This window comes from Chitinibacter bivalviorum, from assembly GCF_013403565.1.
Lineage (GTDB): Bacteria > Pseudomonadota > Gammaproteobacteria > Burkholderiales > Chitinibacteraceae > Chitinibacter > Chitinibacter bivalviorum.
In genome coordinates this window covers 735,386-759,238 of sequence record NZ_CP058627.1, presented here as the reverse complement: position 1 = coordinate 759,238, position 23,853 = coordinate 735,386, and the positions used below count along the sequence as shown (strand labels likewise).

25 protein-coding genes are annotated in these 23,853 nt (G+C 48.2%); 6 read left to right on the top strand and 19 right to left on the bottom strand.

The features are described from left to right. Nucleotide 1 precedes the first annotated feature (1 nt). The 7 genes from HQ393_RS03495 to rfbF are packed head-to-tail and all read right to left on the bottom strand — an operon-like array spanning nucleotide 2 to nucleotide 6,088. Complete coding sequence (locus HQ393_RS03495; RefSeq protein ID WP_218871281.1) at nucleotides 2–631, bottom strand: LbetaH domain-containing protein; 630 nt, start codon at nucleotides 629–631, stop codon at nucleotides 2–4. After that, nucleotides 624–1,259 (bottom strand): GNAT family N-acetyltransferase, encoded by a 636-nt coding sequence (locus HQ393_RS03490; protein ID WP_179357477.1) that lies wholly within the window; start codon nucleotides 1,257–1,259, stop codon nucleotides 624–626. Before HQ393_RS03490 ends, HQ393_RS03495 begins: the two co-directional genes overlap by 8 nt. Further along, nucleotides 1,252–2,379 carry a DegT/DnrJ/EryC1/StrS family aminotransferase gene (locus HQ393_RS03485; protein WP_179357476.1) on the bottom strand — a complete coding sequence of 376 codons (1,128 nt, stop codon included), beginning with the start codon at nucleotides 2,377–2,379 and terminating at the stop codon, nucleotides 1,252–1,254. Before HQ393_RS03485 ends, HQ393_RS03490 begins: the two co-directional genes overlap by 8 nt. Before the next feature lie 52 nt (nucleotides 2,380–2,431). Then, the gene (rfbC, locus tag HQ393_RS03480) at nucleotides 2,432–2,971 is read right to left on the bottom strand and encodes a dTDP-4-dehydrorhamnose 3,5-epimerase (RefSeq protein ID WP_179357475.1); all 540 of its coding nucleotides are present in this window, start codon (nucleotides 2,969–2,971) and stop codon (nucleotides 2,432–2,434) included. After that, on the bottom strand, nucleotides 2,968–4,197 hold the full coding sequence (locus HQ393_RS03475) for a class I SAM-dependent methyltransferase (RefSeq protein ID WP_179357474.1): 1,230 nt from the start codon (nucleotides 4,195–4,197) through the stop codon (nucleotides 2,968–2,970). Before HQ393_RS03475 ends, rfbC begins: the two co-directional genes overlap by 4 nt. Next, nucleotides 4,197–5,315: a CDP-glucose 4,6-dehydratase gene (rfbG, locus tag HQ393_RS03470; RefSeq protein ID WP_179357473.1), complete on the bottom strand. Its 1,119-nt coding sequence runs from the start codon at nucleotides 5,313–5,315 to the stop codon at nucleotides 4,197–4,199. The genes HQ393_RS03475 and rfbG overlap by 1 nt, the downstream gene beginning before the upstream one ends. Then, nucleotides 5,315–6,088 carry a glucose-1-phosphate cytidylyltransferase gene (gene rfbF / locus HQ393_RS03465; RefSeq protein ID WP_179357472.1) on the bottom strand — a complete coding sequence of 258 codons (774 nt, stop codon included), beginning with the start codon at nucleotides 6,086–6,088 and terminating at the stop codon, nucleotides 5,315–5,317. Before rfbF ends, rfbG begins: the two co-directional genes overlap by 1 nt. A 370-nt stretch (nucleotides 6,089–6,458) precedes the next feature. On the opposite strand from rfbF, the gene trpS reads away from it, so the two are divergent. From trpS to mltA, 5 genes are all read left to right on the top strand, one after another. Next, a complete protein-coding gene (trpS, locus tag HQ393_RS03460; RefSeq protein WP_179357471.1) occupies nucleotides 6,459–7,472 on the top strand; it encodes a tryptophan--tRNA ligase in 1,014 nt (337 codons plus the stop codon). A 47-nt stretch (nucleotides 7,473–7,519) separates the two neighbouring features. Further along, nucleotides 7,520–8,023 carry a DinB family protein gene (locus tag HQ393_RS03455; protein WP_179357470.1) on the top strand — a complete coding sequence of 168 codons (504 nt, stop codon included), beginning with the start codon at nucleotides 7,520–7,522 and terminating at the stop codon, nucleotides 8,021–8,023. Between the two features lie 158 nt (nucleotides 8,024–8,181). Then, nucleotides 8,182–10,470 carry an NADP-dependent malic enzyme gene (locus HQ393_RS03450; RefSeq protein ID WP_179357469.1) on the top strand — a complete coding sequence of 763 codons (2,289 nt, stop codon included), beginning with the start codon at nucleotides 8,182–8,184 and terminating at the stop codon, nucleotides 10,468–10,470. Then, on the top strand, nucleotides 10,463–10,714 hold the full coding sequence (locus HQ393_RS03445) for a PhaM family polyhydroxyalkanoate granule multifunctional regulatory protein (protein WP_218871279.1): 252 nt from the start codon (nucleotides 10,463–10,465) through the stop codon (nucleotides 10,712–10,714). Before HQ393_RS03450 ends, HQ393_RS03445 begins: the two co-directional genes overlap by 8 nt. Next, on the top strand, nucleotides 10,715–11,926 hold the full coding sequence (mltA, locus tag HQ393_RS03440) for a murein transglycosylase A (protein ID WP_179357468.1): 1,212 nt from the start codon (nucleotides 10,715–10,717) through the stop codon (nucleotides 11,924–11,926). It begins immediately after the preceding gene. 106 nt (nucleotides 11,927–12,032) lie between these two features. On the opposite strand, the gene HQ393_RS03435 is transcribed toward mltA, so the two are convergent. From HQ393_RS03435 to metE, 8 genes are all read right to left on the bottom strand, one after another. Then, nucleotides 12,033–12,521: a dihydrofolate reductase gene (locus HQ393_RS03435; protein WP_179357467.1), complete on the bottom strand. Its 489-nt coding sequence runs from the start codon at nucleotides 12,519–12,521 to the stop codon at nucleotides 12,033–12,035. A gap of 67 nt (nucleotides 12,522–12,588) precedes the next feature. Beyond that, entirely contained in the window at nucleotides 12,589–12,909 is a 321-nt protein-coding gene (locus HQ393_RS03430) for a hypothetical protein (protein WP_179357466.1), read from the bottom strand. 545 nt (nucleotides 12,910–13,454) lie between these two features. Beyond that, the gene (locus HQ393_RS03425) at nucleotides 13,455–13,796 is read right to left on the bottom strand and encodes an FKBP-type peptidyl-prolyl cis-trans isomerase (RefSeq protein WP_179357465.1); all 342 of its coding nucleotides are present in this window, start codon (nucleotides 13,794–13,796) and stop codon (nucleotides 13,455–13,457) included. Nucleotides 13,797–13,829: 33 nt separating this feature from the next. Further along, complete coding sequence (locus HQ393_RS03420; RefSeq protein WP_179357464.1) at nucleotides 13,830–14,084, bottom strand: hypothetical protein; 255 nt, start codon at nucleotides 14,082–14,084, stop codon at nucleotides 13,830–13,832. Nucleotides 14,085–14,117: 33 nt separating this feature from the next. Then, entirely contained in the window at nucleotides 14,118–14,813 is a 696-nt protein-coding gene (locus HQ393_RS03415) for a peptidoglycan DD-metalloendopeptidase family protein (RefSeq protein ID WP_246307937.1), read from the bottom strand. Beyond that, nucleotides 14,810–15,373 (bottom strand): DUF1415 domain-containing protein, encoded by a 564-nt coding sequence (locus tag HQ393_RS03410; protein WP_179357463.1) that lies wholly within the window; start codon nucleotides 15,371–15,373, stop codon nucleotides 14,810–14,812. The genes HQ393_RS03415 and HQ393_RS03410 overlap by 4 nt, the downstream gene beginning before the upstream one ends. Before the next feature lie 144 nt (nucleotides 15,374–15,517). Continuing rightward, the gene (locus HQ393_RS03405; RefSeq protein ID WP_179357462.1) at nucleotides 15,518–16,021 is read right to left on the bottom strand and encodes a GAF domain-containing protein; all 504 of its coding nucleotides are present in this window, start codon (nucleotides 16,019–16,021) and stop codon (nucleotides 15,518–15,520) included. A gap of 60 nt (nucleotides 16,022–16,081) precedes the next feature. Beyond that, nucleotides 16,082–18,463, bottom strand: a complete 2,382-nt coding sequence (gene metE, locus HQ393_RS03400) for a 5-methyltetrahydropteroyltriglutamate--homocysteine S-methyltransferase (RefSeq protein WP_179357461.1) — start codon at nucleotides 18,461–18,463, stop codon at nucleotides 16,082–16,084. A gap of 123 nt (nucleotides 18,464–18,586) precedes the next feature. Between metE and HQ393_RS03395 the strand changes: the two genes are divergently transcribed. Next, a complete protein-coding gene (locus tag HQ393_RS03395; protein ID WP_179357460.1) occupies nucleotides 18,587–19,507 on the top strand; it encodes a LysR family transcriptional regulator in 921 nt (306 codons plus the stop codon). Between the two features lie 14 nt (nucleotides 19,508–19,521). On the opposite strand, the gene HQ393_RS03390 is transcribed toward HQ393_RS03395, so the two are convergent. The 4 genes from HQ393_RS03390 to HQ393_RS03375 form a co-directional block, all read right to left on the bottom strand. Further along, nucleotides 19,522–20,376, bottom strand: coding sequence for a mechanosensitive ion channel family protein (locus HQ393_RS03390; RefSeq protein WP_179357459.1), 855 nt, complete (start codon nucleotides 20,374–20,376; stop codon nucleotides 19,522–19,524). Between the two features lie 133 nt (nucleotides 20,377–20,509). Continuing rightward, nucleotides 20,510–20,680 (bottom strand): hypothetical protein, encoded by a 171-nt coding sequence (locus HQ393_RS03385; protein ID WP_179357458.1) that lies wholly within the window; start codon nucleotides 20,678–20,680, stop codon nucleotides 20,510–20,512. 168 nt (nucleotides 20,681–20,848) lie between these two features. After that, entirely contained in the window at nucleotides 20,849–21,400 is a 552-nt protein-coding gene (locus tag HQ393_RS03380; protein WP_179357457.1) for a phasin family protein, read from the bottom strand. Nucleotides 21,401–21,508: 108 nt separating this feature from the next. Then, complete coding sequence (locus HQ393_RS03375) at nucleotides 21,509–23,842, bottom strand: serine/threonine protein kinase (protein WP_179357456.1); 2,334 nt, start codon at nucleotides 23,840–23,842, stop codon at nucleotides 21,509–21,511. Nucleotides 23,843–23,853: the final 11 nt, after the last annotated feature.

Below are 23,853 nucleotides of genomic sequence, written 5' to 3'. Positions count from 1 at the left end.
TTCACATTCTAAATATATCAGCCAACACATTGTGTTTTGCTTTTTTTAGCAGCAATTGACCTGAACCAGAAAATACTAACGAGTCAGCTGGTATATTTTGATTAACAACACCAACCCCTTGTGAAATCACGGCATTCTTGCCAATATGACTACGCCCAATGATTGCTGTATTCGGATACATTACTACCCCAGACTCCAATACTGGCGCAATACCGTGATTTTTTCCGACAGTAGAATTTTGATACAGCACAAGATAATTACTATAGCTTGCTTTTGCCAATACAATACCAACCGAGTGTCCGATAAAGAATACCTCAGGCATTTCCACCTCAAAAAACAAATCAATCCCATTCAGCATTTTATTTAAGCCGAATAGCTTTTCACATACCTGGCGCGAGCCACCGCTCCGCCAAATTTGATTAGACAGATAGTATAAAAATATACAATATTGACTCGAATGAAGGTAGTTGAATTTATTAGGTTCCCATAGCTTAACTTCATTAATACATCGCATCAATCGAAGCTTAGCTGGGGCAATATGAGAAGCGACCTCTGCAACACAGTGATCACCATCAGGATACACAGCTTCAAGCTGCCGATTAACATATGCTGCAAGTTCAGAATCAAGCATGTGCATAACGCATATAAACTAAAAAAGGAGCAATATGACCTTCTCGCTCTGACCATATGAGCGTGCTGTCAACTTGACTCGCCATAATACTGACCCGTTTATACTCAACAAAGCCTGATTTTCTGTAAAAATCAATTGCCGTATTATCTGAACGAACTCGGACACAAACTTCTTCCAAGCCCAATTCAGATTTAGCCCATTTAATCAAGGTTTGTAGAGCTTCTTTCATCAGCCCTTTTGGAGCAGGATTACCACGTACAATCGCATCTGCTTCACCATATTTTGCATCCCAATTAATAAACCCCAACCCCAAATGCCCAATAGAATTTCCATTCAAATCTTCAAGCATGAACAATATTTTACCTAGATCAGCATCGACAGAATTGACTAGCCATCTTCTTGTCTGCTCTCGGGTAGCGTCAAACTCAGTCAAAAATGATTTCACAAATCGATTTCGCCACTCGCTTAAATTATCCAAGTCTTGATCACTAAGGGCATCGCCTTTGGTAACAATCGGCCTTAATAAGGCAACAACTGGCTTTCCGACTGGCAAACAGAGTGAGCCCTCTTGCCAGCCCCTATTAGACTTTAACAATCTCAGCAGATTTAGACCATCTGGTTCAATCATTTTTATCTCCAAAGAACGCTCTAATTTTCTCACAAATAAATTTGATATCATTTATTGCCATCTTAGAATGCAACGGCAGAGTTATTAATTCTTTTGCCAATAAAGAAGTCACAGTCAAATCACCAGCTTTACATTGTTTCCATAATGTAAAGGTATGCCCAGGCAACCAATGAATCCCCGTATCCACCCCCTGCTCTTTTAGATATTCACGTAAATTATCGCGATACTGACTATCAACGCGGATATAATAAATAAACGGATTCATTCCGTAAAAATCACCCTTCGGAATTTTTACCGCATCAAAATTGGCGAGTTGTTTACTGTATTCAAGACACCCCAGACGGCGAGTATCCCTAATCACATCTAATTTATTAATTTGTGCCATTCCAATTGCGGCGTGCATATTAAGCATGTGATATCGAAAACCAACAGATGCAACATCAAAAGTCCATGCACGCTGATTTTTATACATTACTGTTGAAGGCTGCTGCATACCAAGTAAGCGGAGCTCATGCAACCGTTTCAATTCAGCCTCTGATTTTACAACGACAACACCACCATCAAGACACGTCACCGTTTTTACTGGGTCAAAACTAAAGACTGTAATGTCTGAAAAAGAACCAATTTTTTTCCCTTGATAGGATGATCCAAAAGAATGAGAGGCATCATGGATAATGCGAACCTGGTTTTTCTCAGCAAAGATGCGGACTTTTTCGTGATCCATTACGCCACAAGCATAGTCCATCACAATAACGGCCTTGGTCTTTTCCGTAACAAGTAATTGGGCTTTATCAAGATCAATGCCTAAACCATCATCAATGCAATCACAAAAAACTAACTCCGCCCCTACCCATGATACAACTTGAAAGTCTGCCGAACAATTAAATGAGGCAACAATAACCTCATCCCCAGCGCCTACCTCAGCCAATAAAAGAGCCAAGTGCAGCCCCGCTGTTGCAGTACTTACGGCTGCTACATAACGATCACCTCCAATTTCTTTCGCAACGGCTTCTTCAAACTGAGAAACATAACTTCCCATGCCGAGCCAGCCCATTTCTAAAGACTCTTTACTTGCATTAATTTCTTCAGCTTCAATCAAAGGTTTAAAAACGGGAATCATAACTCACCTCGAATATCAAAATTGAATAAATATATAAAATTCGTGCGAAAAATTAGCTTTCACGTACCCATAACGGCCAACTTTTATCTTGCGCTGACATTAATAGATCCACTGCCTGAGGCCACTCAATACCAAAAACAGGATCATCCCAACGTACTCCTCGCGCCGCGGTTGGATCATAAAATGCGGTCATTTGATAGATGACTTCGCAATGATCCGATAATGTCAAAAACCCATGAGCCACGCCTGGTGGGATATAGATATGCATTCGATTAATAGCCGAAAGCTCAACAGAATACCATTGCAAATAAGTAGATTCTTGATCCCTCAGATCAAGCAGCACGTCATAGATAGATCCAGCTGCTACTCGCACCAGTTTTGCTTCTTTGCGCTCTTGAACTTGGTAATGCATCCCACGCAAAGTTCCTTGTTGCTCATTCCACGACAGACTTTGCTGTACAAATTCTGCATTAAGCCCGTGCTCGGCAAACTCTTTACGACAAACCGTGCGGGCAAAAAAACCACGCTGATCGCGAATAGGTTCGGGCTCGATTAAAAAAGCACCTGCAAGCGGTAAGGGATGAAAAATCATGACAGAATTTTCACCTCAGGGATGGCACAAACAAATTGACCACCCCATTCACGAATTGTGCTCATTTCAGCCATGATCTCATCCTGAATATTCCAAGGGAGTATCAATAAATAATCAGGCCGATGCTCGAAAATCGCATCGGGTGCATAAACAGGAATACGACTACCGGGCAAATATCGGCCTTGTTTTAAGTGATTTCGATCTGCTACAAACGTCAGTAAATCAGGCTTGATACCACAATAATTAAGTAAGGTATTACCCTTGGCAGCCGCACCATATGCGGCGACTCGTTTGCCGCCCTGGCGTGCAGCAATCAAAAAGGTAATTAATTGGTATTTGATTTTCTGCATCTGTGCAGAAAAATCCGAGTATGTTTGAAGATCCTGCAACCCTGCTAGATCTTCAGCCCGCAATATCTCATCTACAGCCGTGTTGAATGGATGAATTGCTGCTTGATGGCAAGCAAATATCCGCAAGCTACCACCATGAGTTGGCAATTGCTGAACGTCAAATATCCGTAACCCAGCGCGATTAAACACGGGGATTAAAGCTGTTAGAGATAAATATGAATAGTGCTCGTGATAAATCGTATCAAACTGATTATTGGCGATTAATTGTTGCAGATGCGGAAATTCCAGCGTGATAACCCCTTCAGCACCTAGTAACATTTTCAATGCTATTACAAAACCTTGTAAGTCAGGGACATGCGCCAACACATTATTCCCTAGCAGCAAATCCGCCTTGACACCTTTAGCAATTAATTTAGTTGCTGTCTCAATATTGAAAAAAGCTTGAAGCGTGTCTATTCCTCGTTCTAATGCAATCCGTGCCGTATTCGCCGAAGGCTCAATGCCAAGACAAGGAATTCCCGCCTGTTGAAAGTATTGAAGCAAATAGCCATCATTGCTTGCTATTTCAACCACTTGGCTAAGATCACCAAGTTTGAATCGTTGAGTCATGTTCTCAACATATTGGCGGGCATGTGCCAGCCACGATGAAGAATAAGATGAGAAATAGACGTAATCGTCATGGAAATGGGTACTTACATCCAGTACATCATTTAACTGCACCAGCCAACACTGACCACAGACTTGAACATGCAGTGGGTAATACATTTCACCACGCTGCAAATCAGCTTCACGAATAAAGGCGTTGGAAACTGGCGACAGGCCAAGATCAGCAAAAGTGTGTTCTAGCGTTGCACCACAGGATCGGCATTGGCTCATTATGCAAGGTACTCCTCTATCTGAGCTAGGGTATAGCTCTGCATATCAAGACGATTAGAGTATGCAGCCTGATACCAGGCTGCAGTATGTTCAATTGACTGACTTAACAACCAACGGGGCCGCCAAGCCAATTCGTTGAGTGCTTTACTTGAATCCAAGTAAAGCAATTGAGCCTCATGAGCTTGATTGTTATTGTTAGCAAGTTCCAATTGCAGCTGTGGCCAATGTATTTTCAACTGTTCAAACACATTAGCGACAGTGAGATTATCTTGTGACGGCGGGCCAAAATTGAAGGCGCAGCCTACCTCGGCCTGACCGCACAACAGTGCCTTTCCAAGTAATAGGTAACCATGCAAAGGGGCAAGTACATGTTGCCATGGGCGGCTGGCCGTTGGGTTACGAATTTGCAACGTTTGCCCTGCGGCAATGGCACGGACAGCATCAGGAATTAGCCGATCAGCAGCCCAATCCCCACCTCCAATCACATTGCCAGCTCTGGCGCTGGCTATACGCACGCCTGAAGCATTAAAAAAAGAAGCACGATAACTGTTCACCACTAATTCGCACGCAGCTTTGCTGGCCGAATAGGGGTCGTGTCCACCAAGACGGTCGTTCTCACGATAGCCCCAATACCACTCCTGATTTTCATAACATTTATCGGTCGTAATAATCACTACAGCACGTACTGATGGACATTGCCGCACACATTCAAGCAGATTCACCGTGCCTTGCACATTCGTTTGCCACGTTATCGCAGGCTCTAAATAGCTGCGCCGCACCAGTGGCTGGGCAGCGAGGTGAAAGATGATTTCAGGCTGAGCAGCGCGCATTGCAGCCAGCATCACAGTCGAATCCGCCAAATCTGCCAACGTGTGCGACGACAAGAATGATTGAATATCGGCTACTTCAAATAGATTAGGCTGGGTATCTGGCACTAAGGCATACCCATGAACATTCGCACCAAGATACCTCAATGTAGCGGTCAACCAGCCACCTTTAAAACCGGTGTGACCAGTCAGGAATACTGACTTTCCTGCATAGAGCGATAATTCGGGAAAACTGTTTGCCGATTCATCGGCATTACCTAGTGTCAATGCATCCTTGTGGTTAGGCAACATTACCAAACCTTCCACGGCGCTTTACCAGAATCCCATAATGATTCCAGCAAATTTTTATCGCGCAGCGTATCCATCGGCTGCCAGAAACCGAGGTGATCAAATGCCATCAACTCCCCATCGTGAGCTAAACGCTGCATTGGTTCTAGCTCCCAACTTGTTTCATCATCAAAAATATATTCTAGACAGCGCTTGTCGAGAATAAAAAAACCACCATTGATACTGCCGCCATCGCCTTGTGGTTTTTCGACAAAACCAGAAACTTGGCCAGTATCACCACGCAGTAGGGCGCCGTATCGTCCCGGCGGCTGCACCGCAGCGACCGTAGCCAGTTTGCCGTGCTGTTGATGGAAAGCAATTTCAGCACTGATATCGATATCCGCTACACCATCACCATAGGTAAAGCAAAACGGTTCATTCTCATCAAGATATCGTGCAACTCGTTTTAAGCGACCACCAGTCATCGAATGTTCACCTGTTTCAACCAAAGTTACTCGCCATGGCTCGCTTTTTCTTTCGTGAACTTCGATACTGTTGTTGGCAATATCAATAGTCACGTCCGACATATGCAGGAAATAATTACTAAAATACTCTTTAATCAAATACCCTTTATACCCAAGGCAAATAATAAAATCGTTGATTCCATGCGCAGAATAGATTTTCATAATGTGCCACAGCATCGGATGGCCACCAATTTGGATCATCGGTTTTGGCTTTAAGTGGCTTTCCTCTAGGATCCTGGTTCCAAGTCCACCAGCAAGAATTACAGCTTTCATATTGCCCCCATATAAACCAAAGCCGTTACAACAATTCGCAAAGTATTTGTAAGATACTTTATGAAGGAAAGTGCTACAAGTTAAGGCAGCACATCTGGCAAAAATTGAACAAATTTACTAATTAATGTAAACCCTAAGGGTTTTCCCCAGTCTTTTTCTACTTGACGCATCGCAACAACAAGCGCCAGAATTGTAACCATGAACACGAACCTCCAAACCCTTTCAGTTGCGTATTACTACTGGTGGCGCCTTTAGGCGGCACTAGGGTTTGTTCGTTCAAAACAAAACCTGCTGCCGGATACGGTGACAGGTTTTTTTATTTCCCCTTCCCCAAAATCCGGTGGCTCCCAAGTTTCCAAGGAGCAGGATCATGTCTCACACAGACTCACAAACCGTCGTAGTTACCGGCGATCGTACGACCGGCCCGCTGCACCTCGGCCATTTTGCGGGTTCTTTGCAAACGCGTTTAAATTTGCAACAAAATCACAACCCATTTATTTTGCTAGCCGATACACAAGCCCTCGCCGATCACCAAGGTGATTACTGCAAAGTGCGTCAAGCGGTGATTGATGTGGCACTCGATTATCTTGCGGTTGGAATTGATCCAAAGAAATCGACGATTTTGATTCAATCAATGGTGCCAGAGCTCGCCGAATTGTCGTTTTACATGATGAATCTGGTGTCAGTCGCTCGCCTGGAGCGCAATCCAACGGTGAAATCTGAATTACGTGCGAAAGGCCAAGAGCGCGACGTTGCGGCAGGTTTTCTCACCTACCCAGTGAGTCAGGCCGCCGACATTACCGCCCTGCGCGGCACTTTGATTCCAGTGGGTGAAGATCAATTGCCGATGATTGAGCAAACCAATGAAATCGTGCGCCGCTTTAACCGCATGGTGGGTGAAAATATCCTCAATGAATGCGAGGCGCTACTCTCGAACACCACACGATTACCCGGCATCGATGGCAAAGGCAAAATGAGCCGTAGCGCTGGCAACCATATTGCCTTATCGGCCAGCAGCGATGACATCACCGCCGCGGTCAATAAAATGTACACCGATGCCAATCACCTCACGATCGGCAGCCCTGGGCAAGTCGAAGGTAATGTGGTTTTTAGCTTTTTGGATGCCTTTGATCCTGACTCAGCAAAAATCGCCGAATTAAAAGCGCAATACCAGCATGGCGGTTTGGCCGATAGCGTCATCAAAGCGCGCCTCAATGAGGTGCTACAAGCCTTAATTGGCCCCATCCGCGAGCGCCGTGCTGAGTTTGCGAAAGACCCTGATGCCGTGCTCTCGATGCTATTGTGCGGATCGGCCAAAGCACGCCAAACTGCAGTCTTGACGCTGCATAAAGTCAAAACCGCGATGGGCATGTACTACTTTTAATTCAACATTACACCGCAACCCGCCAATGCCGAACAAGGAAAAGCCAAATGTCCGCCAAGCTCTTTACGACTTTATTTGAACATAAAGCTTGGGCCAATCAGGAGCTACTCGCGCAACTGATTGCGCATCAAAGCGTAGAGAACGCCAAGAGCTGGCGGCTGGCGACGCGGCTGATGAATCATCTGTATGTGGTCGATCGCATTTTTATCGGCCATTTAACCGGAATTGCGCACGGCTATCCCGCCACCAATACCCCCGAAACGCCTGAGCTGGCCGATTTGCTGCGCAACACCAGCGAGACTGATCGTGAATTAATCAATTTCATCGCTCAATGCCCCAAGGCGCGATTTGATGAAGTGATTGATTTTGTCTTTACCGACGGCAAAGCCGGTCGGATGAGTGTCGCAGAAATCCTGATGCATTTGATCACACACGCCAGCTACCATCGCGGGCAAATCGGCCGTGTGATTGCCGAAGCTAAGGTCAAAATTCCAGCCGATATTTTGACTGGATTTTTGCATCGCAACCGAGAAGACCAATCTGCCTCATAAGCCATCAAGCACAACACACAGCATATTTTGTCGCCCAACTTTGGGCTATTTGCAACATTAAATTGTTGCGCTGCGCCATATTGTATTTCAGCAATACTCAAAGCAGTTTCAGCGTCTAGAATGAATCATCTGCACAAGCAGCACAACAGGGGCGCAGCATGGACGAAGAATTACGCAAGAAAGCACTCGAGTATCATCGTTTTCCAAAGCCGGGCAAGATTCAGGTCGTACCCACCAAGGGGCTAGCCAGCCAGCGCGACCTAGCTCTGGCTTATTCCCCCGGTGTAGCTGCGGCCTGTGATGCTATTGTGGAAGACCCTGCTGAAGCGCGCAATCTCACATCCCGCGGTAATCTGGTTGCCGTCATCACCAACGGCACAGCCGTACTCGGTTTGGGCGATATTGGCCCACTCGCCAGCAAACCCGTCATGGAAGGCAAAGGCGTCTTATTCAAAAAATTCGCCGGCATTGATGTTTTTGACATCGAAATCGAACAAAAAGACCCAGATAAACTCGTCGAAATTATTGCCTCGCTAGAGCCAACATTTGGCGGCATCAATCTGGAAGACATCAAAGCGCCTGAATGCTTTTATGTGGAACGCAAATTACGCGAGCGGATGAAAATCCCCGTTTTTCACGACGATCAACACGGCACAGCCATTATCGTGGGCGCAGCGGTGAAAAACGCGCTGCATTTAATTGGTAAACAGCTCTCTGAAGTTAAACTCGTCGCCTCTGGCGCAGGTGCAGCTGCGATTGCTTGCCTCGATTTGCTGGTGTCTTTGGGCGTGCAGCGCAGCAATATCATGGTGTGCGACTCCAAAGGCGTGATTCATACCGAACGCGGGCCGCTCGATGAAACCAAGCAACGCTATGCGCGCGACACCGATTTGCGCACACTGAGCCAAGCTTTAGTCGGCGCAGACATTTTCCTCGGACTGTCAGGGCAAGGTTTGGTAACGGGCGAGATGCTACAAACCATGGCCGCCTGCCCGCTAGTGTTGGCGCTTGCCAATCCCAACCCAGAAATTACCCCACCCGAAGCACAGGCGGCACGCAGTGATGCGATTATTTGTACGGGTCGCTCTGATTACCCCAATCAGGTCAATAACGTGCTGTGTTTCCCCTTTATGTTCCGCGGCGCGCTCGATGTGGGCGCAACCACGATCAATGAAGCGATGAAACACGCCGCCGTCAATGCGATTGCCGAATTGGCGCATGCCGAGCAATCGGATGTAGTGGCCGATGCGTATGGCGGGCAAGAGTTGTCATTCGGCCCGGAATACCTGATTCCAAAACCATTCGATCCACGCCTGATTATCAAAATCGCACCCGCCGTGGCCAAGGCAGCCATGGATAGCGGCGTTGCAACGCGCCCTATAACTGACTTCCATGCTTATATTGATGAGCTGACGCAGTTTGTTTACAAAACGAACTTATTTATGCGCCCCGTATTTGCTGCCGCCAAAAAAGCGCAAAAACGCGTTGTCTTCTGCGAAGGTGAGGACGAGCGCGTACTGCATGCGGTGCAAGAAATACTCGATATGAAATTGTGTCAGCCCATCCTCGTCGGCCGACCACAGGTATTGCAAGCCCGTATCGACAAACTAGGCCTACGCATTCGCCCCGGCATCGATTTTGAAGTGTGTAATCCAGAAAATGATCCGCGCTATCGCGAATATTGGCAGCTGTATTACAGCATCATGATGCGCAAAGGCGTGTCAGAAAACCTTGCCAAAGCTGAAGTGCGCCGTAAAACCACCTTGATTGGCGCGCTGATGGTCAAACGCGGCGAGGCCGACGCGATGATCTGCGGCACCTATGGGCTGTACCACAATCACCATCATCATTTAATGAATGTGCTGGGGCAAAAAGAAGGCAGCAAGGTCACCGCCGCGATGAATATTGTGCTGCTACAAACGGGCAATATGTTTATTTGCGATACCTACGTCAATCAAGAACCCAGCGCCGAGCAGTTGGCCGACATCACCATCATGGCGAGCGAGACCGTGCGCAAATTTGGTATCGTCCCCAAAGTCGCCTTGCTCAGTCATTCGAGCTTTGGCAGCTATGAAAGCCCATCGGCATTAAAAATGCAGCAAACATTGCAATTGGTGAACGAGCGCGCGCCTGAGCTCGAAATCGACGGTGAAATGCATGGCGATGCCGCGTTGTCGGTCGCGGTGCGGCAGCAAGTGTTTCCGCATTCTCGGCTCAAAGGCGAGGCCAATATTTTGGTCATGCCGAATCTGGATGCCGCCAATATTTCGTTTAATTTGCTCAAAACCACCTCGGTTGACGGCGTGACCATCGGCCCGATTTTGATGGGTTTGGCCAAACCGGCCCATATTTTGACGCCAACGGCATCGGTACGTCGTATCATTAATATGGCCGCACTGGCCGCGGTCGAAGCCGCCGCCCTACACACAGGAGAGCATAATGAGTGAGTTTAACCCTGCCGACCCATTCGCTTTTTTTTCGCAAATGATGAAACCGGGCAGCAACCCTTTTCTGCCGCCCTTGTCTGAAGAAGAAATCGAACGCAAAATTGTCGAATGTCGCACCGTTGAGCAATGGCTCAGCCTGCAAGTGGGCATGCTGCAAATGACGATCAAAACTTTAGAAATGCAAAAAGCGGGGCTAGCGGCGTTTAAACAAGGGCTAGATCCCAAATCATCGGAAAACCCGTAAATGAAGATTCGTAGCACACTACTCACAACGGCCAGTGTACTGGCCGTTTTTTTATCTGGCTGTAGCACGACGCAAAATACCCAGCCTAGTACCCCAGCTAAACCAAAGCCAACTATAGCCCCTAGCCCTATACCCTCGAGTGCACCAGTCGCCCCTCGTTATGCGGAGCGCACCTGGCAAGAAGTACCGGCTTGGAATCAAGATCAGCTAGTCAATGGCTGGCAAGCATGGCTCAAAGGCTGCGCCAAACCGCGCACTGTGTGGAGCAAAATCTGCGCAGACGCCAAATCAGTGCCAGTGCAAAGCGCTGCGATTCGGCAATTTATCGAAACCAGACTCACGCCGTATCAGCTAATCAACCCCGATGGCAATGAAACGGGGCTAATCACTGGCTACTACGAGCCCGTTTATCCCGGGAGCCTAACGCGCACCGCCACCGCCAATCAACCTGTGTACGCGCCGCCGAAAGACATGATTACCGTAGCGCTGGATGAGGTTTACCCTGAACTCAAAGGCAAGCGGCTGCGTGGCCGCATTGTCGGCAACAAGCTCGTTCCCTACCCTGATCGTGCCGAAATCGTCGCCAAAGGGCTCGATGCGCCCGTATTGGCATGGCTAACTGACCCGATGAATGTGCAATTTTTGCAAATTCAGGGCTCAGGCCGAGTGCAATTGCCCAATGGCCAGCAATTACGCTTGGGCTACGCCGATCAAAATGGTCGTCCGTACAAACCAGTGGGGCGTTGGCTGGTCGAGCAAGGCTTGATGCCAGCCAGTGAAGTATCAATGCAGTCGATTAACGCGTGGGCCAAAGCCAATCCGAAACGCATCGACGAGCTGCTCAATAGCAACCCAAGTTATGTCTTTTTCCGCACCTTGCCACCGAGCAACGATGGCCGGACTGGTTCGAATGGGGCCGATGGCCCCATTGGCTCACTAAACGTCCCACTCACGGCGGGTTACAGTATTGCGGTCGATCCCAACACCGTGCCTTTGGGTAGCCTCGCGTTTATTGCGACCACGCGCCCGGATAACGATGGCGGCATTCACCGCATGGTGGCGGCACAAGACACGGGCGGCGCGATTCGTGGCACGGTGCGAGCTGACTTTTTCTGGGGCACGGGCGATGCCGCAGGCGAGCTGGCCGGCAAGATGAAGCAAGATGGCAAATTGTGGCTGCTGTGGCCCAAAGGAACGGCACTGCCGAATTAAGCCGCTCAACGAGTAAAAAGGCCGCGATCAAGCGGCCTTTTAAATATACACCCTGGATGTATAATCATAAAAACCAATCAAAATAATAACTTCAGACAAATACCCTTCATTTTCGCCGATAGATAACAAAGGCATAGTCTATGTCTTTGGCCGAGCGATGCGCCTCGCGGCTGGTTTCTTGCCACAAGCTGCGATCAAACTCGGGAAAATAAGCATCGCCCTCTGGGCTAAGGTTCACCTCAGTCAGATACAGCGTATCAGCGTAGGCAAACGCCTGACGATAGATTTCCCCGCCACCGATCACGAATAATTTATCCAGATCAGCACACGCCGAACAGGCTGCGATGGCCGCCTCGATACTTGGGAACACCTCAGCGCCGTCCGCTTTCCAATCGGCATTGCGGCTCACCACCAAATGCCGACGCCCGGGCAACAGTCCGGGCAGCGATTCAAAGGTTTTGCGCCCCATCAACATCGGGCTACCCATGGTGAGGGCTTTGAAATATTGCAAATCTTCCGGCAAACGCCATGGCAAGCGGTTTTCAATCCCGATCACACCATTGGCACCCACCGCAGAAATAATGGCTAATTGCATACGACCTCAAAATATAGATGGTGATAATTTGCGAGATGGTTTGGCTGGACACGACCCAAAGCGGAAGTCATTTCAGCATTAACTTTACGCCAACAAACACTTTTCTGACGATGACTACGTTTAACCCAAACCCAATTGAAGTAAGCAAATTCAACAAAATTTGTGAACTATATTTTCCAAAAATATTAAGTCCTTCGAAGTAGCTTTGAGCAGAAAACAAAACTTCTGACCACGGCCAAGAAAGCAGAAGAAGGAAAAAACCTGGGATGTTGTATGAGTTATGCCATGGCCAACTCATGTATCTAAATAAATACCAAATTAAATAATAAATAAACATTACAGCAAAAGCAGTAAAGAAAGCCATGTAATCTCGGATGGTTAAGTTCATTTAGCACCAAGTTAAAATGATATAGTTTCGTTCCTTTGATTCTGAATAAAGCAACTACGAGAGGCTGCTCTTGGCCGAAATTAGCCACTAATTTCGACCCAACATTAGGCATAAATATTGTTGATGTGAAACTACAGCCGGCAAAGGTGATCAATGAAAAAATAAATACAATAGGTATGTCCAGCCCCAAAAAACTGCTGAACCAGATAAAACATAATAAATACATATTTCAATCGGGCTTGTGAATTCACCATAATTTTTTATTTTCTTGATGGTTTCAAAGAAAAACGCAGTGGTTAGTGCGCACATAAAAATAAGAACGAACCATGGCATCCTATTTTCTTTGAGAAGTGACGTTAAAACAATCACCCAGCAAATATATGGATTTATTAAGTAAAGAATAATGTATATAGGTATTTTATTTTTCATTTGCAAAGTTGTTATTAATGATTTATGCAAAGTATTTTACTTTTTGGACGTATATGTTATTCATGTAGTAAATAAAAAGACACAAAACTGTCCGCAGTTGGCCGAGAACCGAATACTCAATCATCCCGCGTCAGCACTTCGAGCAACTCGATTTCAAAGACTAAGTTGGAGTTTGGCTTGATATGCTCGCCGATTTGGCGCTCGCCGTAGGCCAGATGTGCTGGCACAAACAGTTTGCGCTTGCCGCCGACCTTCATTCCCATCAGCCCTTGATCCCAGCCCTTGATCACGCGACCCGTGCCGATCACACATTGAAATGGTTTGCCCTTGGCGTAGGATGAATCAAACACCGTGCCGTCTTCGAGGCAGCCCTGATATTGCGTGGTAATCAAAGCGCCGCGCACGGCTTCTTTGCCAGTGCCGACTTCGAGATCAATAATTTGTAATTCTGCACTCATCATAGTTTCCATCAAATTTCATCAGACTATCGCCTACTGGCGATCCTTGCCCCAGCGCCAGCGCGGTGGTTCGCCTTTGAGCCAGCAAATCGCCGTTAAAATCAGGCTTGCAATACTGACCCACACGACGAACATCAACGGGTTTTGCTCATAATATCGCGACAATGCCAAGGCCAAAACGACGGCCATATAGATCGCTTGCACCACCCAGCCCTGCCAGCAGCTTGGGAAACCCCAACCCCAGCCATAGCGTTTCGCTGGAAACCAATACTTTTTCTGCTCAGTCATTGTGCATCCTCTTTAGGCATGAATCCTACGGCATTAACGATCTGGCAAGGGGCCGATCGGGTCAATCGGTTGGCCTTTATAACGCACTTCAAAATGCAGCTTCACACTATCAGTACCCGTTTTGCCCATTTTCGCCACCGGCTGACCTTGCTTGACCTGCGCCCCTTCGGTGACGAGCAAGGTTTGATTATGCGCATAGGTCGTTAAGTAATCGTCATTGTGGCGAATAATCAGCAAATTGCCATAGGCTCGGATGCCATCCCCGGCGTATACCACCTTGCCATCGGCGGCGGCAACAATCGTATCGCCTTCATTACCCGCAATATCAATGCCTTTATTACGCGGCGGCGCGTACTTTTGCACGATATTGCCAGCATTAGGCCAGATTAGATTAATACTGGCCCGAGGCGCAGCAGTCGGCTTGGGCGTGGCGGGCTTCGCTGCTGGCGAGCTGGGTTTAGCAGGTACGCTTGCAGACGAGGCACTCACCCGCAATAGCTGGCCCACCTCAATATCGTTGCTGCTTAATTTATTCCACGCTTTGATATTTTCAACGCTTTGGTTGTTGTTTTTGGCAATGCGATACAGGGTGTCGCCTGCTTTCACCCGATAAAAACCAGCTGGCGCGCCATCGGCATTGCCAGTCGGCGTACTACTACAGGCTGCCAAGAGTGACAGGAAAAAAATCGCCCATAGCAATTTCAACCGCTGGACAAGCTTGGCGATCAAGCGGCATCCCCTGCTTTGGACTGCTGCAATCCTAGCGCTAGCCAGCCTGCCAAACCAAGCTTTTCCAAGGTTTCGATATTGCGCTCGAATATGGCTTCTGGATTGGGAAACGCGGCGACCGCTCGCGCAATACTTTCTTCACGCAACAAATGTAAGGTGGGATATGGCGCGCGATTGGTGTAATTGCTGATGTCAGCGATTTCGGTTTCGGCAAACTGAAAATCGGGGTGAAAGCTGGCGATTTGCAAAATGCCTTCGAGTTCATGCTCGGCCACTACTTCATCCGCGATGGTTAAAAAGTCGTTAAACACTTCAAAATCGGGAAAAAGTGAGGGGTGAATCAACAGTGTCGTATCGATTTCATCGGGATTGCTTTGTGCCAGCAGATCTAACTCGCGATCCAGATCATCCAAAAAGCCATCGAGGTGCTTGGCGTGCGATACCACAAAGCGAATCTGGTTTTTGACATACACCGACTTGGCAAACGGGCATAAATTAAGCCCAATAACGGCTTGCTCCAGCCAATGTCGGGTTTGATTAATGATCACTTCATCAGACATCGGGCGGCTCTTATGCAATGGAATGGGCTCAATTTTACCGAGCTTTAGCCGCTGATGCATGTCAATAATCATAAAAAAACGGGGAAATACGCTGTGAATTCAGCACATTTCCCCGCTTTATTACTTGGGTATTGAATCAGCTAATTACTTAGCTAGCAGCGCAGGCGTTTTTTCAATTTCGCCAACAACCACTCGGGCCATGTCTTGCAACATTTCAATTTCTGTCGGCGTTAGCATTTTGGGCTCTCGATCGATCAAGCACAAAGTCCCAACATTAACTCCATTACTCGCTTTGAGTGGAGCACCAGCGTAAAAGCGAATTTTTGGCTCGCCAGTGACGAGTGGATTATCCGCAAAGCGTGGGTCAAGTAATGCATCGTGAACGAGCATCACATCATCTTGCAAAATAGCATGACCGCAAAATGAGATATCACGGGGCGTTTCCTTCGCATCTAGTCCGCAAGTCGATTTAAACCATTGGCGATTGACATCCACCAAGCTGACTACCGCAATTTGCACCCGGAAAAAGCTCGCTGCTGCGCGTGTCAGATTATCGAATCGCTCTTCGGGGGGCGTATCTAAAATCAAAAACTGGCGCAGAGTTTCAATGCGTAATGCTTCATTACTGGGATTGGCAGGTGCTTGCATAATGGGTGGCCTAAATATACTAAGCCGAATTATAGCTAAGCCCCGCCGTGCAGCAATATATTAATGGCAAGCACATCCAGAATGTTGGCTGGTATTGCCCGTTTTAGCCGCATCGACCACCAATTGGCGCCCTTCATCGATCGCTGCGCGCGCTTCTTTGGTCGCTTTCAGCATATTGGCCAAAGCGGCCTCAGTTTCTGGCCAGCCACGCGTTTTCAATCCGCAATCAGGGTTAATCCACAATCGCTCAGCGGGAACGACTTCCAGTGCTTTGGCGATCAGCCGTAGCATTTCATTAACCTGTGGCACACGCGGGCTGTGAATGTCATACACACCAGGGCCAATTTCATTTGGATAGATAAAGGCACTGCCATTTTTACCAGCGAAGGCCTCAAGCAAATCCATATCCGAGCGACTGGTCTCGATTGTGATCACGTCCGCATCCATCGCCGCGATCGCGGGCAGAATGTCGTTAAATTCCGAATAGCACATATGCGTGTGAATCTGCGTGCCATTGGCCACACCTGAAGCAGAGAGGCGAAACGCTCGACCCGCCCACGCCAAATATTGTGCCCAGTCACGTTGTTTGAGCGGCAAACCTTCACGAAAAGCGGGCTCGTCGATCTGAATAATGCCGATGCCTGCTTCTTCCAAATCGACCACCTCATCCCGAATTGCCAGCGCAATTTGCTCGCAAGTGAGCGAACGTGGCTGATCGTCGCGCACAAATGACCATTGCAATATCGTCACCGGCCCGGTCAGCATGCCCTTCATCGGCTTTTGCGTCAGGCTTTGCGCATAACTTGACCACGCCACCGTCATCGGATTCGGCCGCGAAACATCGCCAAATAACACAGGCGGTTTCACGCAGCGGCTACCATAGCTTTGCACCCAACCAAATTGGGTAAAGGCAAAACCCGCCAATTGCTCGCCAAAATATTCGACCATATCGTTGCGTTCGGCCTCACCATGCACCGGCACGTCTATGCCCAAGTCTTCTTGCTTTTGCACGACCAAAGCAATTTCCGCCTTCATTGCTGTTTCATACTGCTCGGCAGTGATTTCACCTTTTTTAAATGCAGCTCGCGCTGCGCGAATTTCCTTGGTTTGCGGGAAAGAGCCTATCGTCGTGGTCGGCAAGATCGGCAAATTGAAACGCGCCCGTTGCGCTGCTTGGCGCGTAGCAAAATCAGCCCAACGTTGATCGGCTGTGGGTGCTAAAGCAGCCAAGCGAGCGGCTACTGCTGAGTTATGAATCCGTTTTGAGGTACGGCGCGCATGGTGCGCGTCTTGGTTTTTGTCCAGCTCAGCTTGCACATCTTTGCCGTTGAGTGCTTGCTTGAGAATATTCAATTCCGCCAGTTTTTGTTTGGCAAACGCCAGCCAAGATTTCAGCTCGACATCGAGTTGTTCTTCCTTCGTCTCTTGTTCCAGATCGACTGGCGTATGAAGTAAAGAGCAGCTTGGCGCTATCCACAACTGCGCGCCCAATTTGGCATGCCACGGTTTCAAGCTACCCAATACTTTAGTTAAATCAGCGGCCCAAATATTGCGCCCATCAATCACGCCCAGCGAGAGTGTTTTATTGGCTGGCCAAATGGCGGCGAAAATATCGAGTTGCTCCGGCGCGCGAACACCGTCGAGATGCAAGGCCGCAATGGGTAAATCAGCCAAAAGTTGCGCGTGCTCGGCCACCGAGTCGAAGTAGGTCGCCAGCAAGATTTTTACACCCTGATCAGCCAAGGTACGGTAAGTGGGCTCAAAGGCATTAACCCATTCCGCTGGCAGCGTCAGCGCCAGAATCGGCTCGTCGAGCTGTACGTAGCCAACCCCCAATGCGGATAGCTTGTCTAACACACGGGTATATGCTGCAACAATAGATGGTAAAAGATCTAGCCTGCTATACCCATCTTGCTTAGATTTCGACAACCACAGAAATGTTAATGGCCCTGGTAATACCGCTTTCACTGCGTGGCCTTGGGTGATCGCATCCTCGATTTCATGGAAGAACCATTCCACCCCGCCATCAAATGTGGTTTGGCTGCTGATTTCGGGCACCAGATAGTGGTAATTGGTGTCGAAATACTTGGTCATTTCCATCGCAAATTGCTCGGTATTGCCACGCGCCAATTCAAAATACTGTGGCAAGCTGAGCCGTTTAGCGTCAAAACCAAACCGTGCTGGCAGCGCCCCCAGTAAAGCGGCTGCATTCAAAATCTGGTCATACCAAGCAAAATCACCGACCGTCACAAAATCCAGCCCAGCCTCGGCCTGCCATTGCCAATGGCGGCGACGCAGCGTTTGACCCACCTGCGCCAACTCTCCTTCGCCGATTTCTCCGCGCCAGAATTTTTCGAGTGCAAACTTCAATTCGCGCTGCGCACCGATGCGGGGAAAACCTAAAACGTGGGCTTTAACACTAACTTCATTAACAGCGTTCATCACTAAGATCCTTATCCATGAAAGTGATTTGCATACTACGCCGCCACACGTTATGATTACAGCTCATTATTTTTGCAATCGTCATGAAAATTATTAATCATACGATTGCACATGGAAAAGCACATGCAATCTCTACTCGAACTGCGCCATTTAAAAACCATCACCGCCATTGCCGAGGCTGGTAGCCTGACGCGCGCGGCTGAACGACTGCATCTGACGCAATCAGCGTTATCGCATCAGGTGCGATTACTGGAAGATCATTATGGTTTGCCGCTGTTTGCGCGCAAATCCAACCCACTTAAACTCACTGCCGCAGGCGAAAAACTGGCAGCGCTGGCAGCGGATGTTTTACCCGCGATTGCAGCGACCGAGCGCGATATTGCGCGATTGCGCGAAGGGCAAGCAGGGCAATTGCGTATCGCAGTGGAATGCCATACGTGTTTTGACTGGCTGATGCCAGCAATGGATCAATTTCGCACCCACTGGCCTGAGGTTGAGCTGGATATTGTGTCGGGCTTTCACGCCGACCCGGTGCAACTGCTGTACGAAGATCGCGCCGATATTGCGATCGTGTCCGAAGTAGAAAATCAGCCTGAGTTAACGCATTTGCCGCTATTTAGCTACGACATGGTGGCGCTGATCGCGACTGATCATGCACTGGCCGATAAGCCCTATTTGGAAGCCGCAGATTTCGCGACCGACACGCTGATTACGTATCCAGTACCCGATGAAATGCTGGATTTACTGCGCAAAGTGCTTAAACCAGCCGGCATTAACCCGAAACGCCGCCCTACTGAGCTGACAGTCGCGATGTTGCAACTCGTGGCCAGCCGCCGTGGCATTGCCGCGCTGCCGCGCTGGAGTGTGCAAGGCTATTTAGATCGGGGCTATGTATTGGCCAAGCCCATCACCGCTCATGGACTTAAAAGCGAATTGCATGCGGCGATGCATAGCGAACGCAATCAGGCGGCATATTTGAGCGATTTTGTCGAAACGATGCGTACGGTCAGCGTACAGACACTGACCGATGTTGTGCTGCTTTAAGCCGTTTTGCTCCCCTAAAGCGATTGAGGGCAGATTCGCAGATAGTGACGCAAAATCGACTGCTCGACCTTGGCGCGTTGCCCGAGTGGTACGGGCAATTGCAATTGGAAGGCGATCGCGTCGATGTCTTCCAAATCAATCCGCACCCGCGGCTCAACATTGATGCTATTGAGTACCTGCTGCTGGGCTTGCTCCAAAACATGGACCGATAATTCATCCGCATATCCGGCAATGGCTTCATTACCTGCTTGCAAGAGGATTTCTTCAACCCGCTGCCAATCTGCATCACGCGGTACATGCAAATGCACCGTGTGCATTACAAATTGGCCAAGTCGCGTTTCATTAAAAACCGGATTTCCCAGCAAAAGACTATTTGGGATCGTGACAACCCGCCCTACCGTGCCTTGCTGAGCGCTGGCATAGCTTGACTCGGTTAAGGTAAACGACAAGACATTGGTATCAATTACCTGCCCTTTGAGCTTGTTAAACTCAATGCGATCTCCAACGCTAAACGCATGGGTACTAGTGCGATAGATTGAGCCCATCATGCACAAAATCATTTCTTTGGTTGCCAAGACAATAGCAGCCGCAATTGCGACCATCGACACAGCCAAGGTTTGCAGCTCGCGACCCCAAATCATCATCAAGCCGCTAACGAATAATACAAACCATATATTGCGCAGAGTGACCAACCAGCGACGCTTGACCTCCAGGCTGAGATCCGTACGCTGAATGACCGCACGCTTTACCAACATGCGGGTCACAATCAGAAACACGATGAACAGCAAGGACGCGAGCACATCGTGCTGCGTGGGTTTATCAACCGCCGATGGGAAAATATCGACCAGCCAGCTCGGCATCAAAGACATCTAGTATTCTCCAGTTGGTAAATCACCCATTGAAGTATGGGCCGCGTCGATTTCGCTGGATTTTTCCAGCATAAAATGTGAAAAAGCCCAGCTCCCAGAAGGGAAGCAGGGCTTTCACATGCGACTATTCTGATCAGGATTTGATCAAGATTTCGTTGTAGCGCACAGAAACAGCAGCTTCGAGCTGATCACCAGTTGGCAAGGCTTTATTCGTGATGAGCAAATTTTGCAGCACTTTTTCTGCCTCACGCAGCAGGTAGCGTTTTTGTTGGCGTTTGCTTAGACGTTTGATTTTTGCATTCATGGTTTGGCCTCACTGGTCATCAATCTTTGAGATTATACGCCTGATACGGTCGCGACGTTCAAGGTTCAAAGTCGCAAAATCATACGCAAGCTATCTCGGGAGAGTCACAACGTAGGAAATAAAAAAGCCACCTTCAATGAAGGTGGCTTTGATCTAGCAATGATCAACTTAGGCTGATTTTGAAGCACGCGTTACAGTTTCAACCGTTTTTACGCCAGATTCAACCGCAGCAACAGTCGCTTGCGTCAGATCATTGGCAATGCGTTGGCTAGTTTTTTGCACTGTTTCAAATGCAGTATTAGCGCTTTCAACCGCATTTTTGAACATATTTACCGCTGCGCCAGAAGCAGGAGCTTGTTGAGCGGCTTGTTCCAAAGAAGACACCAAGTTTTTGTTGAATTCCAAAACTTGCTCTTCGATCAGTTTGTTCAATTCAGCTTGAGTGCTGCTTGCTGCTTCGTAAATAGTACGGGCAACTGCGATATTTTTCTCAACACTAGGTTGAGTCAGTGTTTTTTGCAGATCAACCAATTCTTGCACGTTCTTAACTTGAGCAAGAGATTTAGCAGTTTCTGCATTTTCAGCCAACAAATCGCGGGCGATGCCCACTTGCAACTGGAACAAACGCTCAGCACCCGCTAAAGCGATATTCGTCAGACGCAAAGATTTCTCAAGATTAGCTTGGCTCAGTTCTGCAAATTGTTTTTGTGCGTTAAACATGGCGTTTCTCCGTTAAATTGTGCGCTGCAATAACGCCATTTTTATCCTGATCTATCGCCATGTCAAGCACTATTTGTGCGCCGCACAATAAATTATGAGTTGCCTCACTCAGCCCCCCATTTGTTTTTGTCGGATCGCCAGAATCGCTTGATTACGCAGGGTTTTTAGCAGATTGAGCTGCTCATGCGGCAGATGCAAAGAATGTGCAGCAAAGCGATCGGCATAAAATAAACCGATGGGTTTTTTATCGACTACCACCGGAAAAACGACTAGCGTTTTAGCTTGCGAGAGTGTGCGATACCAATCAGGGATACGCTGTGCAATACTTTCTGCGTCGACATCCTCAATAAACACATCGGCGTTTCTCGCCAACACGAGTTGGAACACATCTGCTAAGGGGCTAACTGGAAAACTGAATTTTGGCAAAATCGCATCCACCTCTTTGCCAAAACCAAATCGCGCAACCATAGTGCCTTTTTTGACATCCCGAGTACAAAACAGCACGCGATCAAAACCCACGCTGCGGAACATCGTTTCCAAAATCATCCGCAATACATCATTGAGATTAAAATCACCAACCAAGGTATTGGTAATGTCTTGAATTCCCGCCGAGAGCATTGCAGCAGGATTGGTAATGGTTGGAGGGACAGTTAATCCCGACTCGGCGACCAGCGACGACGTGTCTTGCCCTCCCGCACCCAGCTCTGGCTTAAGTCCTGCAAGCGCACGAAGTTGATTTGCAAAAGTTGCGCTGCCCAATTCGATTTGCAACACAGATAGATAGGCCAAATATTGCTTGGCTGCTTCTTGCAGTATCTCGCGAAATTCACGCTCGGACCATGGCACCACTGAAATATAGTGCTGCATTAGTTTTTGCATATGCGGCACACTTTCCTGTGCCTTCATCGCAATCACCGGCAATAAATCAGAAGCCAAATTGGCAAAAACTCGGAGTCTCTCGCTTTGATTGGCGGGCTCTTTAACCTTGGTTTCAGGTAAAGGGCGCATACTAATGACGATGCGATCAGGGAAATTCCATTCTTTGGCAATGGCCACGCCTAATTCGGCATAGCTCACACCTAAAATGGCCTCAGCCGCAATTGATTCGCGCTCACCCGTTTGAGTTTTGCGCTTTATGATCTCTAGGCTTTCTTCATTAAAGTAAAAATGAGTCAGCAATCGGCCTAGATGCTGGAACATGCCGCAAATTAATGCTTCCTCGACATCACGCCAGCCACTTTTTTCCGCCAGCTTGCGGCACAAAACGCCGCCGAAAAAAATCTCAAGCACCACATCACGCAGCCGAGCAGCATGGCCTTTATTTTGCATATGCTCAAATAGCAAAATCGTGACCGCCAAACTGCGGATTCGATCAAAACCCAAAATCACAATCGCACGCGATACCGTACTGATCGAGCCGCCAAATTGCCCGAAACTCGCCGAATTCACAATTTTAAGTAATTTATTCGTGAGCGAAAAATCCTGCAAAATCACGCCTGATAGGCTTTGGACTTTTTCTGCATTGGATTCATCCACCCGATTAATCGCTGCGATGGTTTGTGACAAAGCGGGAAAATCGGCGGAATGGCGCAGACGGCGTAACAAAAACTCGATGGTGCTATGTCGAGCATCACTCGACTCAGCCCCATTTTCACCGCCTGCAGTATCGAGCCAATCGAGCAAAGCCACGCGCATTTCCCCTGCATCGCTATAGCGCGCTTCAGGGTTTTTGAACAAAGCGGCCATCACCAGATGGTCGAGTTGCTCATCAATCTGATCGTTAAAATTAGAAGGCGGATCAAACGCCTCATGCGCGGTGCGATACAAAATAGCCATTACGCTTTCGCCGTCAGCGACCAGCTTGCCCGTGAGCATTTGATACAAAATCACGCCACAAGCAAACACATCCGCCTGCGCATCGACGGGGAGATTGTTGATCATCTCGGGGGAGATAAATCCTGCCGTTCCTTGCAGCCCTTCATAACTTTGGCCGCGCTGGCTGGCAACGCCAAAATCCATAATTCGCGGCTGTTTTTCATCATCCAGAATGATATTTTGCGGCTTCATATCACGATGAATCACGCCTTTTTCGTGCGCAGCATGCAAGCCGGCCAAAATCGCAATCATCATTTTGACAGCCGCCACGGGCTGCATTTTTTTCTCACGGCGCAAATAATCGCCCAGTGTTTCACCGGCGACATATTCAAACACTAAACAGGGATGGGCATGATCAGCAAATGCGTCGTACAAGGTCACAATATTGGGATGCTGGATACGACTGACAAGTTGCGCTTCATTCAGCGCTTGCAAGGGCTGACTGTGCAGTACTTTGATCGCCACCGCACGGTCTAAATGCGTATCACGCGCCAGATAAACCAAGCCCTGAGCCCCTTGCCCGAGCTTTTTTTCCACCTGAAAACGACCATCACCAAACGATTTCATTACCAGCCTTC